This window comes from Nonomuraea zeae (assembly GCF_005889725.1).
Lineage (GTDB): Bacteria > Actinomycetota > Actinomycetes > Streptosporangiales > Streptosporangiaceae > Nonomuraea > Nonomuraea zeae.
Genome location: NZ_VCKX01000027.1, coordinates 59836 through 73846, shown reverse-complemented (window position 1 = coordinate 73846; position 14011 = coordinate 59836). Strand labels below are relative to the sequence as shown.

Genomic DNA, 14011 nt, shown 5'->3' with positions numbered 1-14011 from the left:
GCCCCACTCCCCTCGTCCCGCTTCGCCCCCGATAGTCCACCCGCGTGTGACATCCCACCCGCACCGCGCCCGCAGGCTCTCGCCTGGCTGAGAGGCAGGCCCCGCAGGAATACCATGGCCTGGTGGGATCGTTGTGACCGGTGTGCTGCCCGGGCGACGGACACCGTTGCCGGTGATCGCCCGTTCGGCTGCCGCCGTCCCCGTCACGAGACGTCCTGCCGCCATCCCCTTGACCCACTGCTGTACCAGGAGTGTGCATGAGCAACCGCCTCACCGCCGCGATGATCAGCCAGGCGGCCGAACGGTTGCGGCCGGTGGTACGCCGTACCGCGCTGGAGCCGAACCAGCGGCTGTCCGGCCTGCTCGGCGGTCAGGTGCTGCTCAAGCGCGAGGACGCGCAGGTCTGCCGCTCCTACAAGGTGCGTGGAGCGTTCAACCTGATCGCCTCGCTCACGGAGGAGGAACGGCGGCGCGGCGTGGTCTGCGCGAGCGCGGGCAACCACGGGCAGGGCGTCGCATTCGCCTGCGCGCGTCTGGGGATCAACGGCCGCGCGTACGTCCCGTCCACCACGCCACGGCAGAAGCGCGAGCGCATCGCGGCGCTGGGCGGCGACCGGATGGAGGTCGTGGTCGGCGGCAGCACCTACGACGAGGCGAGCGACGCCGCCCACGCCGACAGCGAGCGCACCGGCGCGATCTACGTGCATCCGTTCGATGACGTCAGGACGATGGCCGGGCAGGGCACGGTCGGCATGGAGATCCTGGCGCAGTGCGGAAAGGCGCCGCACACCGTGGTCGTCCCGGTCGGCGGTGGCGGCCTGATCAGCGGCATCGCCGTCTGGCTGCGCGAGCACTCACCCGCCACCCGCATCGTCGGCGCCGAACCCGCCGGAGCCGCCAGCATGCGCGCCGCCCTCGACCACGGCGGGCCCCTCGCCCTGCCCGAGCTGGACACCTTCGTGGACGGCGCCGCCGTCGGAAGGGTGGGAGACGCCACGTTCCCCTTGGTCAAGGACCTGGTCGACGAGATCGTGGCAGTCGATGAGGGTGCGGTGTGCACCGAGATGCTGGATCTCTACCAGACCGACGGCATCATCGCCGAACCCGCCGGGGCGCTCGCGGGTGCCGCGGCCCGCGAGCTCCTGCCGTACACGTCCGGAGGGCCGGTGGTGTGCGTGGTGTCGGGCGGCAACAACGACGTCAGCCGGTACAACGAGGTGCTGGAGCGTTCTCTCGTGCACATCGGGCTGAGGCACTACTTCCTGGTGACCTTCCCGCAGCGCCCCGGCGCCCTGCGCCACTTCCTGGACGAGATCCTGGGCGAGGGCGAGGACATCATCGCCTTCGAGTACGTCAAGAAGAACAACCGCGACACCGGCCCGGCGCTGGTCGGCATCGAGCTCGAACGGGCCGGCGACCTCGACAGCCTCCTGTTCCGGATGAAGGCCAGCCCCCTCACAGTGGAGCGCATCCCACCGGGCTCGCCCCTGTTCACGTTCATTCTCTGACCCCGTTCTCTTTCGCACCTCACTCGCCCATGCCGGCACCACTCCATTGACCATCGACCGGAGACCAGGCCACCAGGGCCGGCCCAGGCTCACGACCTATGCCACGAGGTCGCCGCACCCTGCGAGCATTTGAGCGATCGCGCGAGTTCGCGCCGCCGCGCACCCTCGATCGTCGTCGCCGGCTCGTGTCTGGCTCGTAGCGTGAACAGGGCGGCCACTTCGCCGCGATCGAAGAGGGCTCGCGCGCGGGGCCGCGCGCCGGCTGAGCACGTCGCGGGCGCGCTCCCAAAGCGCCTCGTGGTAGCTGGTCACAAGAACGGCGTTCGCCGGCTCGCGGAAATCACGCGGCCGGCAGGCGTCACCAGGGCTCGGTCTCGAAACCGGTGGCGGCGATCCAGAGCGTGCGGAAGGCGTGACCCGGCCGGCCGTTGAAGTCGTTCGCGGGCAGGCTACGGATCAGCTCCAACGCGGCTCCGAGGTGGCCGCAACGGGCCGCCTGGACGACGAGTTGCCCGGTCGGGTGCTCGCGCCGGGTCCGCGGTGTCTTCATCAGCGTGGCGTGGGCGTCGGCGAGCGCGGCCAGCTCCATCTGGTCCGGCCGGGCGCGCTCCGGGTCGAGCCGGGCGTTCGTGCCGGCCTGGGCGAGATGCTCCTCATACGCGTAACCGCTGCCGTAGACCTGCGCCCACGCGCTCAGCAGGTCCGGGCGGCCCGCCGCGACGAACAGCTCGACCGCCTCCCAGCCGTCGAACCAGCCCTGCGCCTGCCACTCCTCGGCGTGCGCAGCCCGCATGGGGATGAGCTCGCGGGCCAGATGGTCGCGTCCGGTGCGGATCAGGTAGGCCAGCAGCGGCCCGCTGTAGAAGGTCGAGGGGTTCTCCTCGCTCTGCCGCAGCAGGGCAAGGGCTTCGTCCTCGCGACCGCACTCGATCAGCGCCCACGCAACGGCCAGGCGGTGCTCGCACGGGTTCGTCTCGGGTTCGATCGCCGCCCGCGCCCGCTCGAACCACGCGTCGGCGCGGGCGGCGTCCCCCATCGCAGCGTGCGCGCCCGCCACCGACGATGCCACGAACGCCGCGTTGTACTCGTCGATCACGGCCTCGGCTCGGGACTCGACGCCGTCGAAGAACGGGTGCGCGTCGTCCCTCCGTCCGGCGGCGGCCAGGATCATCGCGACGTCGGCGAGGCCCCGTACCCGCTGGGCCGGGTCCGGGATCCTGCCGAGCAGCGCCCGCGCCCCGCCCGGCTCCCCGCGGTAGGCCCGGAGCCTGGCCGCGTGCCGCAGGCCTTCGCTCACATGGTGATCCCACCCCTGTCCCAGCGGTTCCACCGCGTCGATCACGAACGTGAAGAGGTCGTCCATGGTCGCCGTGTCGGGCGGGGGCCAGGTCCCGGTCGTCACCGGCTCGGTGTGTCCGCGGAACGCCTCCAGGTACTCCTCCAGCGGCGGGCCGACCCGCTCGGCCGCAGTGGCGGCGTCGGGCAGGACGTCGAGCGCGCCCCAGCGCACCGGCCAGCTGAAACGGCGCTCGACCGCCCAGGTCAGGAGGCCGTCGAGGTCCTCCTCACGGCCGCGCGGCGCGATGACCGACCCCTGCTCGAAGGCCACGGCCCAGGTCTCGTCGTCGAGCGCGAACGTCGGGTCGGCACTCGTCTCCCCCGCGTCGCGCAGTATCTCGCCCGCGTCGTCACCGTCGAGCTCCAGCGGGCGCGGTTCGAGCGGCGTGCGCATGAAGGTGAAGTCCCCGATGACCTGGCCGGTGGCCGCCAGGAAGAAGCGCAGGGTGGTCGCGCCCACGATGACGACGACGCCGTCGGCGCCCCACACCACGCCGCCCGCGTCCGCGGTCGCCTCGACGGTCCCCACCCGGACGGGAACGTCGCCCAGGCTCCAGACCTCGACCTCGCCATGGGCGGTCAGCGCCGCCGCGTGCAGTCCGTCCGGCGACCACGCCCAGGCAGTGCCGTCGTCGTCCTCGCGGTTCACCTCCGCCAGCGCCAGGTCGAGGTCGTAGCGGTGCCGCCCGTCGTCGTGGACGGTGACATGGGGGCGGGCGTCCGCGTCGTTCCCGTCCGGCACCACGACTGCCAGCCGGGTGACGGCGCCGTGTGCGCCCCAGGAGAGCTCGGACGCGCCCGGATGTCCCGGCAGCGTCGCCACTGTCTGCCCCGTCAGGGCGTCGCCGACCAGCAGCCGCCCGCGCACCTGATGGGCGAAGTACCGCTCGTCCCTGCTCCAGGCCGGGGCGTTCACGCGGCTGCCCGCCTCGACGAACCACAGCACCCGTCCGCTGACCGCGTCGAGGGCGCAGGCCCAGCCGTGCGTGTGGCCGTAGAGCCGCCGTCCGTCGCGCGACCAGAAGACCCGGTCGAGACTGAGCTTCCCCTTCAGCAATGCTCTGACCTGATCCGGCACCGGCTCGGGCAGCTCCCGCGCGTCGTCCTCGTCCACCTCTCCCTCTGCCAGAGGCACGGCATAGCCCTGCGCACGCCCGTCCTCCGGGTACCCGGCCACGACGTAGGCGCGGCCGCCGTCGGGCCCGAGGGCGAAGGCCGGCGGGCGCGAGTACCCGTCGGTCACGTACGCCGCGGCGATCGGCTCCGGCTCCTCCCCGAACGGATCCCACACCCCCACGCCGTTGGTGTCGAAGGCCAGGCCGATCCGCCGGCCGTCGGCCGACCACTGGATCGTGCGGGCGAAGTCGGGCCAGCCCACGCCGCCCGAGATCCCGTCCAGCACGTTGACGCAGCGCGCGCCGGCCAGCTCCCAGATCTGCAGCACGCCGCCATGCTCATAGTCGTCCCCGCACCAGCTCCCCACCGCGAGGTAGCGCCCGCACGGGCTCAGGGCGTGCCCGACGAGGTCGTACGGATGGCCGTCGGGGTGCCGCAGGAGCGCACCGAGCTCCCTGAGCCGCTCGGTCGCCAACCAGTGCGCCTCGGTGACGCCGTGAACCTGCTCCAACCCGGCCAGCGCGGCGCGCAGAGGCGGGAGGTCACGGGCCGGCACGAACGCCGACCAGTCCACTTCACGCAGCGCCTCCAGGTACGCGTGCGGGGTGACTGACGACGGATGGGGCAGGTGCATGATCGCCATAGCGGGCGACCTTAACGGAAGAGATCATGAATTGTCCGAGATTCTCCGGATCTCTCCGTCAGCAGGCGGCGACACGGCCCGGTGCGCGTTCACCACGCGAGTCCGGCAGCACACCTCGGCGGAGCTCGTCCCACCTGGCAGCCCCCGTCGCCCGCCGCGGTACGCGCGGAGGTGCCGGCCCGGCTGGAGCGCGCGGCCGACGACGGGCAGCTCGCTCCGCACGCCGACCTGCCGGCCGCAGCCGCGCTGATCGCGCCACCATCAACGCAGCGCGCCCAGGGCTTCGGTTCCGCTCGCTGTTCCGCCGTGCTCCCGCCGGCCAGACCGATCAGATGGCGGCCCTGGTGAAGTGGAACAGGCCCTGTGTCTTGTCGGTCGTGGTGGCCAGCAACCGGACCTGTTCGCCGGACAGGTCGACCACCACGATCTCGTATCCCTGGCCCTTGGGTCGCCATACCACCAGGTGGCCGTCGTCCCACCAGCCGATCAGCCGGGTGCCGGTGAACGGAACGGTCACCGCGGTGCCGCCTCTGGAGACGGGGCGGACGCACAGGTCGGTGCCCTCGGCGGAGCACCGCGCGACGAAACGCGTGCCGTCCGGCGACACCGGGTCATCGTCCATCTGGCCAGGAGCGTGGGCGTTCTCCAGGCTGCGCAGGTAGGCGCCGCTCAGGTCGTAGAGCCTGATGGTGCCGTCGTCGGCCCACATGCCGACAGAGGTGCCCACCCAGAAGAAGCGCAGAAGAGCCGCGGGGGCGTCCTCGACCTCCACCTCGCGGGCGGTCGCCTGCTCGATGTCGACGATCGCGTATCCGGCTCTCGTCCAGGCGTCGCCGGACGCGGCGGGCAGGGACAGCGTCACCAGGCCGTACTTTCCGTCGGCGGACCAACGAGGTGCGTAGGCCCAGACGCCGCGCCGGGCGGAGACGGTCACGGTCTTCTTCGCGCCGGTCGAGCGGTCGATGATCGAGACGTTCTTGGGGCCGTTGTCCGGGTTGTAGTTGTTGAGGACCAGCGCTCTGGTCCCGTCCGGTGACGGGACGTACGGGTGGCTGTAGCTCTTGTCACGCTTGAAGGTCTGCGAGCCCTGCTGCCGGATGTAGACGCCGTTGCCTCCGTAGTACGAGGCGAGCTTGATCGGGTCGTTCGCGTCCTCGTAGACCCGCATCGTCGTGGACGGCACGGAGAAGCTGCGGGTCGGCTGGGCGAAGGTGGCGGTGGCGGTCGGCTCCTTCGGTGCGGCGGAGGGAGTGGATGACGCCGCGCCGCTCGGGGTGGCGGAGGGGGTGCCGAGGGCCAAGGCGAGTGCGGTGAGGGCCAGCGCGGTCGTGACGGCGGTCGCCGCGATCCAGACGGTGGCCTTCCTGGTCGCCATACGCGGGAAGGCCCATCGGAAGCGGGCGGCAGGCGTCGGACCCGTGGCGCCGGAGCCCCGCCCGAACATGCCCGCCGCGGGCGTCCCAGCGCCGGGCGGCATGCCCAGCAGCCGGGTCAGCGCCTCGCCGGCGGTGGGCCGCCGCGCCGGGTCCTTGGCCAGGCAGTCCGTTACCAGCGCGCGCAGGGCCGGGTCCTCGACGTGGCCGGCGTCCGGCTCGGCGGTCAGGATGCGGCCGATCACCGCGGGGAGGTGGTCATGGCCGAACGGGTAGCGGCCCGAAGCGGCGTACAGCATCGTGCCGGCCCAGGCGAACATGTCGGCGGGCGGTCCGGGAGCTACCTGGCCGAACTGCTCGGGGGCCATGAACGCGGGGGTGCCGATCACACCCCCGGTCAGCGTCGAGGTGAGGTCGAGTGCCCTGGCGACCCCGAAGTCGATCACCCGGGGGCCGTCCGCGGCCAGCAGGACGTTGGACGGTTTGAAATCGCGGTGCACGATGCCGGCCTGGTGGATGGCCGCCAGCGCGGTGACGGTCCCGATCGCCAGCCGATGCAGGGACGCTCCCGTTCGCGGCCCCTCGTCCCGTACCACCTCGGCCAATGTCGAGCCGCTGACGTACTCGCTCACGATGTAGGGCCGGCCGCCGTCCAGCCCGGTGTCGAGGACCTGCGCGGTGCAGAACGGCGCCACCCGCCGGGCCAGCGCCACCTCACGGACGAACCGCTGCGCCGCCGCCGTGTCCCCCGCCAGGTCGGCGCGCAGCAGCTTCAACGCCACTCTGCTGCCGTCGGCAGTGACGGCGAGGTAGACGGTGCCCTGCCCGCCCTCGCCGAGCCGGCCGATCAGCCGGTATCCGGCTATCGCCGCCGGGTCGTCCGGACGTGTTTCCGCAGGCTCCAGCATCCGGCAAGTCCCCCGATTGACGTTTTTCGCCATTCTGGTGACGCTCGCCGCTGATGTCGAGATCTTTCGGGCGGTCGTGACGTGGGTGCCGTGAGGTGTCCTGCCGGGTCTGGGGGCCAGGCTCCGTCCGCTAGTACGCAGGTGCACGCAGCGTGGACGAGCTCTCCTGGCCCCATGCCGTTAGTCGAGCAGCTCCTTGCGTAGCCGGACAAGGACGTTGCGCAGGATGCGGGAGACGTGCATCTGGGAGAGCCCGACCTCGGCGGCGATCTCGGCTTGGGTGTGGTTGCCGTAGAAGCGCAGAAGCAGGATGTGCCGCTCCCGCGCGGGCAGGGCATCGATGAGCGGTTTGACGGACTGCGTGCCGATGAAGGTGTCCAGTGCTTCGTCGCTGCAGGGCAGTATGTCGGCCAGGCTGACGGTGTGGCCGCCGCTGCGGCCGTCGCGGTTGTCGACGGGGGCATCCAGCGACAGGGCGCTGTAGGCGGTCGAGGCGTCCATCGTCAGCAGGACGTCCTCCTCTGACAGGCCCATCTCGACCGCCAGCTCGGCGACGGTCGGCGCGCGGCCCAGGGTCTGGCTGAGCTCGGCGGACAGCTTGGTCAGCTGCGAGCGGCGTTCCTGGTACACGCGGGGAACCCGGATGGCCCACGCGCGGTCCCGGAAATGCCGTTTGACCTCGCCCGCCATGGTGACGGTCGCGTAGCGGCGAAATTCGTGGCCGAGGCCGGCGTCGAACCCGTTGATGGCCTTGACCATGCCGACGTAGGCGGCCTGCAGCAGATCTTCCACGGGTTCGCCCCGGTTGCGGTAGCGGCGCGCGAGGGCCATGGCTATCCAGGCGTGGGTCTCCACCAGCCGCTCGCGCAGCCGGACCTTGTACCACTCTGGGGTCTGCGGCCGGACCATCTCGATCAGGAGCTCTTCGGCGGTCATCTGTTCCAGGCCAGTGTCCAGGACGGTCATCGTTCTCTCTCCGCTTCCAGTGCCCTGCGCGCAGCCGGCCGGTCGGACAGGGACGTCCGCGTTCCGCGCCGGCACGGGCAGGGGTTACCGGGTCGCCTGCTCATCGGCGAGTGGCAGCAGGCGATGCATGACGTCGCGGTAGGAGCGCAGGGCCAGTCTCAGCTGCTCGGTGTCGTGGTGCTCGGCGTTCTTCCAGAGGTCCTGCAGCTCGCTGATGCGGCTTTGCAACGCCTGGTGGACCGAGGCCGTCACCTCGCCCAGGAGCGAGTCGGCGAGCTGCACGGCATCGCGGGGGTCGTCGACGAAGCAGGCCTGAAGGTCGCGCCAGCGATCCCGGACGTCGGCCGGGTCACTGCCGAGCAGAGACACGGTGGGTGCCACCGGTGCGGGTGCTGATGACGGCAGGTCCGCCTGGTCCATCTGGTCCGTTTGGTCTGCTTGGTCCGTTTGGTCGAAGACGACCTGGTCAGACGGTGTCGTCGGCTGATCGCCGTTATCACCGTGGTCGTCGTTGTCGTGCTTGTCGGCAGGTACGGGCCGGGGCGGCGGCGCGTCGGCGAATTCGTCGAACCGCTCGGCAAAGCCTTCGGGGTCGTTGCGGACGTTCATGTCGAGTCACCTCTGCTGGGAGTCGTCCTGGAGTGCCGGTTGCTCGTGGCGGGTTTCAGGCGGTCGAGTGTGATGCCCGTCGCCGTCGTCGAGGAGTTCCTCGAACAGGACGCGGTAGTGCACCATCGCCTGCCGCAGATCCTCGGTGGAGGCCTCGCCGGAGGTGGCGCGCGTACTGATCTCGTGGGCTTGGCGGTAGTGGTGCAGGGTACGGCCGTGCACCACCGACAGGTCCGCCAGCTGCTGCCGGAAGCCTTCGGTGGGATATCCGCGCTCGGCCATGGCGGCTGTGACCAGTTCGTCGGCCTCGGTGACGGCGGGACCTGGCGCGTCCACGAACCGCTCTTGGAGCTCGGTCCATTGCCCGGCGTAGGTTTGCCGGGAGGCGGGGGTGAGCGGTGTGATGTCGAGGGTGGCGAAGCGTTTCTCCCGGGCGCGCAGCTCCTGCTCGGCCTCGCCACGACTGTCTTGTTCGTTCAGGGTGTGTTCGTACTCGGGGCCGAAACGCCGGCGAAGGCCTTGCCGGCGCTGGCGTAGCATCACGTAGCCGACGGCCAGCGCCAGGACCACCGCTATGGCGACGGCCACCCAGGCCATGGTCATGATGGACATGTCTGCCTCCTGCAGGTGTCGGTGCCTTCGCGCGGGCCGGCGTGGACGGGGCAAAAGCAGTGGTGGGGACGTACCGCGCCAGGCGGGTGAGCTGAGAGATGAGGTGCCGGGCGTGCTGGGCGGAGTCAGCGGCGGCCAGCAGGATGAAGGGGTTGCGTGGCGCGGCCGGCGGTTGCAAGGGATCATCGCGGCGGCGGCTGCCGGAGCGCGTTCGTGGTGACGGTGGTCGGGCGGGTCAGGCGGCGGTACGAGGTTGGCAGCAGCGCGGGTTGCGCTCCGCCGTCACCTCGCAGAAGGTAGGCGCGAAACTTCGGTGTTGCGGCCCGACGGCGTAGCGCGCGACCCGCATGGCCCGCCACCCTCCCTTAACCCGGGGGCGCCTTCGCGCGGCTTCGAGCGTGCCTCGGCGCTACTTGCTGGGCTGGGGCGTCTGACAGGCGATCTTCGGGTTCATGCCCAGGTAATTCAACGGGCCCGCCACGATCGTCACCGCGATGGTGGCCACCTGATTGCAGTTCTCCACCGGTCCCGTGTAGTAGCCGCGCTGGCCCGCGGCCACCGCCCCGGCGATCAGCCACAGGATCAGCACTATCGATGCGATGCGCATCGGTTCTACCTCCGCCTTCGTAGTTACGCAGGAGCGCCCCCACGCGATGAGGGAACGCCGAGGCGCGGGGGCTCATCGTGAGGTGCGGCAGGACCCTGGGGGGAGCAGTTCGCCGCCCAGCTCCATCGGGCTCGCCGAAAAGGGATCAGCGTTTGAAGGCGTCCTTGACCTTCCCACCGGCCTGCTTCAGATTGCCCATGACCCGATCGGACTTGCCCTCAGTCTGCAGACGCTGGTTGCCGGTGGCGCGGCCGAACCGCTGCCTGGCCCAGCCCCTGACGGCCTGCGCCTTGTCTCTGATCTTCCTGCTGAGGCTCATCGTGACTTCCCTTCACCGCCCCGCTCGACCGTCACCCGGGCAGACCATTTGATCTGTGTGCCCCGTCAACCATGACGTCGTGCGGGCGGACACGCACCGCGCTCAGGCGGCTTGGAGTTCCAGTGTCCCTGCCGGTCCGCGGTGGGGAAATGAGCAAGGATCCGGCTGGTTATCACCGGAACAGATGAGCGTGACGCGCCCCGCCAAGCGCCTGCGGTTCACTGACGAGGACCCGTACGGGCGTGTCATGGGTGGTCGAGCGGCTGCCCGAGCCCGGACGGTCCGCTGGGCACCTCGATGAGGTCGTCGAACAAGGCTTGATAGTGCGTCATGGCCTGCCGTAGCTCCTGGATCGACACCCAACGGTCCCCCGCACGCCTGCTGATCTCATGGGCTTGGCGGTAGTGCTCCAGAGTGCGGCTGTGTCGCAATGACAGGTCGGACGCCTGCTGCGCGAAGTCCTCAGTGCTGTATCCGCGTTTGGCCATGACGGCCCGCACCAGCAGATCGGCTTCGCTGACCGCGGGACTCGGCTCGTTGACGAAACGCTCCTGAACCGCGGCCCACCTCTCCGCATAGCCGCGGCGGGACTCGGGATCGAGCGGCTGTATGTCGAGTGGGCTTGATCGCGTTCGGGCTCGGACCTCACGCTCGGCCGCCCTGCGGTCGCCCGCGGCGGCAACCGTACGCCCGTACCCGGGACCGAATCGCTCGCGCAGGCGACCTCGACGCCTGCGCAACAAGAAGAAGCCGGAGGCCGGCACCACCGCCATCACCCCGACGATGACGGCCACCCATATCACGGCCTCGGTAGGCATGATCGTCTCCACCCGATATCGTCGGCACGTCCCGCCCGAAACAGGCAACCGGACACTGCCAGTCAACGCCGTCTGCCTGGAGACGGATATCGGCGTTTCAAGCAAAGCTCATCGCGGGAACTGATCACAGCTCACCCCTCCTGGTGGGCTGAACGGCGTCTCGGCCCCGGCCATGCTGGTGTACACCCCGGTGGGAGGCAGAGCGTCATGCTGCGCCATCAGCGCGGTGCCGGCTGACCAACCAGCTCGCCGATGAGGCCGCCGTCACCACGCGTGCGGAGGGCACCCGCGCCGGGGTCCGCGTGGGTGTCAGGATTCGGGCCGATGCTCCTCGGGCGGGGCCGGCGAGCCTTGGTCGGAGTCCGAAGGCTGCAGGTCGGTGGTACGTGTCACCATCGATCGGGCCAAGTCGGTCAGGTTCTGATGGCTGCTGCGAGCGTGGCTTCGCAGCAGGGTGAACGCCTCGTCCATGGGCAGCGCGTGCCGTTCGCCCAGCATGCCCTTGGCCTGTTCGATGACCACCCGGCTGTCTAGGGCGCGATGCAGCTGCTCCGACAGCACCTCGCTCTCGCGGATGGCTCGTTCCTGCAGCAGGCCGATGGTGGCGATGTCGGCCATCGCCTGAGCCAGCCCGGCGGTGCCCGCGTCCAGCTCGCCCGGGTGGAGCTGGAACAGGTTCATCGCGCCGATGACCTGCTCGCGCAGGCGCATCGGGAACGCGCTCACCGCGCGGAACCCCGCCAAGCGAGCCTGCTCGGCGAACCGCGGCCAGGCACCGGCCTGCGGGCCGGTCAGGTCGGCGCAGTGCACCGGCCGGCCCGAGCGGAAGCAGACCAGGCAGGGGCCTTGGTCGTTCTGCAGCTGGAACAGCTCCAGCAGCCGGGTCTGCTCACTGGAGGCGCCCATCACCTGCAGACGCCCGCGCTGGTCGGTGACCAGCAGGCCGACGGCGTCCACACCCAGCAGGTCCACACACTGCTCGGCCAGGCCGTGCATGAAGTCGATGATGTCGAACCCGGTCACCAGCGTGTCAGCCAGCGAGATGAACGCTTCGGCCACTCGCCGTTCCGAACCGCGGGGCGGGGGAGTCTCCACTTCCGGCAGCCTACGCCTGCCCACCCCGCCCAGGCAGAGGAGTACAGACCAGCACCGGCCCGCCCCCGCTCAGCCGCAGTGCGTCCACGCACGCCGGACACGCGTCCTGCACCGCGCGAAGTCCCCGGCCGATGCACACGTGTCGGCGACCTTCGCCTCACGCCACCGGATCGTCTGACCTGCCGGATCGCGGCCTCAAGCCTCCAGCAGCCCGGCAAAATCGGCCGGATGTTTTCCCGACCCAAGCCTCCACCACTTTATGCCGAGAGTGGAATTCGATAATTTGTGCGAAATTTCCTTGCTATATATTTAGAATCAGTATTGAATAAGGACTGCAAGCAAAAGAAAAAAGGGAGGCTCCTATGAGCTTCGTACAGATTCTGGAATTCGACACCAAACGCGCCGGTGAAGTCGAGTCGCTCATGAACGAGTGGCGGACGCAGACCGAGGGCACACGCTACGTAAGACGCGAACTCGTGGCCAAGCACCGCGATCGCCCCGAGCACTACCTGGCCATCGTGGAGTTCTCCTCCTACGAAGAGGCCCAGCGTAACAGCAAGCTCCCGGAAACCGACCGGTTCAACGCGCACATGACCAAACTGTGCGAGGGCCCGATCAAGTTCTCCAACTACGATGTGGTACGCGACAAGAGCTGATCACCAGCTGAACGTCGAGAAAAGGTCAACCTGTGCTGTGGCGTGCGAGAAGATTCTCGCGTCATGGCGCGGGCATTTTTTTATGTCTCTTTACAGTGTCTCCCGGCCAGCGAGGAGAATACCGAGCGAATCAAGCGCCTGAACGCCTCCCCTGGTGCTCGGACCGCCGAAGTCCGACAGCTCCGCCACCTGGCCAGCCGGCTCCACCGCCTGGACCGCCCACCTGCAAGCACCTCCACGCATCAGTCCGCTTTTGCCACCAAACCCTCCCAATACTCCCCAAAACATCTCAAACGGAGTATGTGAGGTGAAGGCTGGGGCAGACGAATGATTTCCAGGGGGCTGAAGGCTGCTGCACGTGCGACAGGGGGAACTGGCATGGAGTCGACGGGGGCAGGCGTCGTCGATCGGGAGCGGCTCAGCGCGGCGCCAATCATCGACGGACGTAAATCGGTCGCGGCGGTTGTCGCGTTGTGGGTGTTCGTGCTGGTGCCGTTCGCGGCTCTCACCGCCGCCGTACCGGCGGCCTGGGGATGGGGCCTGAGCTGGACCGACGTCACGATCGCGGCCAGCACTTACGTCCTGACCGGGCTCGGCGTCACGGTGGGTTACCACCGCTACCTCACCCACGGCGCGTTCAAGTCAAGCCGGTGGCTGCGGATCGGCCTGGCCGTGGCCGGGTCCCTGGCCGTGCAGGGCCCGGTCATCCAGTGGGTGGCCGATCACCGGCGCCATCACGCCTTCGCCGACCGCGACGGCGACCCGCACTCGCCCTGGCGCTACGGGCACAGCGTGCGTGGCCTGGCCAAAGGGCTGCTCTTCGCGCATGTCGGCTGGATGTTCGAGCGTGACCGTACCAACCGGCGGCGCTTCGCCAAGGACCTGCTCGCCGACACCGACATGGGCCGCGTGGACCGGCTGTTTGTGCCGCTGGCCGTGGCCTCGCTGCTGCTGCCGCCCGCCGTCGGCCTGCTGGCCACCGGCGCCTGGCGCGGCGCGCTGACCGCGTTCTTCTGGGGAGCCCTGGTACGGATCGCGCTGCTGCACCACGTCACCTGGGCGATCAACTCCGTCTGCCACGTCTTCGGCGAGCGGCCGCTGAAAACCCGCAACGGGGACCGGGCCGCGAACTTCTGGCCGCTGGCGATCCTGTCGTTCGGCGAGAGCTGGCACAACGGCCACCACGCCGACCCCACCTGCGCCCGCCACGGGGTGCTGCCCGGCCAGATCGACATCTCCGCCCGGCTGATCCGCCTGCTGGAAAGGCTCGGCTGGGCCCGCGACGTACGCTGGCCGACCCCGGCCCGCCTGGCCGCACGCCGGGCTGCGCGCCCTGTTTGCTCCCGGAACGCCCCTTGACCGCGCTCATCGCACGGGCATCTGGCTGGAGCGCCAACAGAAAGCTACCGCGCGACAACTTTATGTAGCAGGCCGCCGTCTAAC

General features: G+C 69.8%; 12 protein-coding genes. 3 read left to right on the top strand and 9 right to left on the bottom strand.

All coding sequences use genetic code 11. The features are described from left to right. Positions 1–257 precede the first annotated feature (257 nt). The gene (gene ilvA, locus ETD85_RS11975) at positions 258–1508 is read left to right on the top strand and encodes a threonine ammonia-lyase IlvA (protein ID WP_138689729.1); all 1251 of its coding nucleotides are present in this window, start codon (positions 258–260) and stop codon (positions 1506–1508) included. A 358-nt stretch (positions 1509–1866) separates the two neighbouring features. Here the strand turns inward: ilvA and ETD85_RS11970 are convergent, their stop codons facing one another. The 9 genes from ETD85_RS11970 to ETD85_RS11930 form a co-directional block, all read right to left on the bottom strand. Then, positions 1867–4605, bottom strand: a complete 2739-nt coding sequence (locus tag ETD85_RS11970; RefSeq protein ID WP_138689728.1) for a WD40 repeat domain-containing protein — start codon at positions 4603–4605, stop codon at positions 1867–1869. A 328-nt stretch (positions 4606–4933) separates the two neighbouring features. Beyond that, on the bottom strand, positions 4934–6886 hold the full coding sequence (locus ETD85_RS11965) for a serine/threonine-protein kinase (protein WP_138689727.1): 1953 nt from the start codon (positions 6884–6886) through the stop codon (positions 4934–4936). Between the two features lie 180 nt (positions 6887–7066). Further along, on the bottom strand, positions 7067–7852 hold the full coding sequence (locus tag ETD85_RS11960) for a SigB/SigF/SigG family RNA polymerase sigma factor (RefSeq protein WP_138689726.1): 786 nt from the start codon (positions 7850–7852) through the stop codon (positions 7067–7069). A gap of 84 nt (positions 7853–7936) precedes the next feature. Then, entirely contained in the window at positions 7937–8461 is a 525-nt protein-coding gene (locus ETD85_RS11955) for a hypothetical protein (protein ID WP_138689725.1), read from the bottom strand. A 6-nt stretch (positions 8462–8467) separates the two neighbouring features. Continuing rightward, positions 8468–9073 carry a hypothetical protein gene (locus tag ETD85_RS11950; protein WP_206058255.1) on the bottom strand — a complete coding sequence of 202 codons (606 nt, stop codon included), beginning with the start codon at positions 9071–9073 and terminating at the stop codon, positions 8468–8470. 409 nt (positions 9074–9482) lie between these two features. Beyond that, a complete protein-coding gene (locus tag ETD85_RS11945; protein WP_138689724.1) occupies positions 9483–9680 on the bottom strand; it encodes a hypothetical protein in 198 nt (65 codons plus the stop codon). Positions 9681–9825: 145 nt separating this feature from the next. After that, a complete protein-coding gene (locus tag ETD85_RS11940; protein ID WP_138689723.1) occupies positions 9826–9999 on the bottom strand; it encodes a CsbD family protein in 174 nt (57 codons plus the stop codon). A 245-nt stretch (positions 10000–10244) separates the two neighbouring features. Further along, complete coding sequence (locus ETD85_RS11935; protein ID WP_138689722.1) at positions 10245–10817, bottom strand: hypothetical protein; 573 nt, start codon at positions 10815–10817, stop codon at positions 10245–10247. Positions 10818–11126: 309 nt separating this feature from the next. Beyond that, on the bottom strand, positions 11127–11876 hold the full coding sequence (locus tag ETD85_RS11930) for a GAF and ANTAR domain-containing protein (protein WP_240779100.1): 750 nt from the start codon (positions 11874–11876) through the stop codon (positions 11127–11129). A gap of 398 nt (positions 11877–12274) precedes the next feature. Here ETD85_RS11930 and ETD85_RS11925 point away from each other — a divergent pair, with 398 nt between their 5' ends. After that, complete coding sequence (locus tag ETD85_RS11925) at positions 12275–12568, top strand: hypothetical protein (protein WP_138689721.1); 294 nt, start codon at positions 12275–12277, stop codon at positions 12566–12568. Positions 12569–12946: 378 nt separating this feature from the next. After that, the gene (locus ETD85_RS11920) at positions 12947–13927 is read left to right on the top strand and encodes an acyl-CoA desaturase (RefSeq protein ID WP_138689720.1); all 981 of its coding nucleotides are present in this window, start codon (positions 12947–12949) and stop codon (positions 13925–13927) included. The last annotated feature ends 84 nt before the right edge of the window (positions 13928–14011 follow it).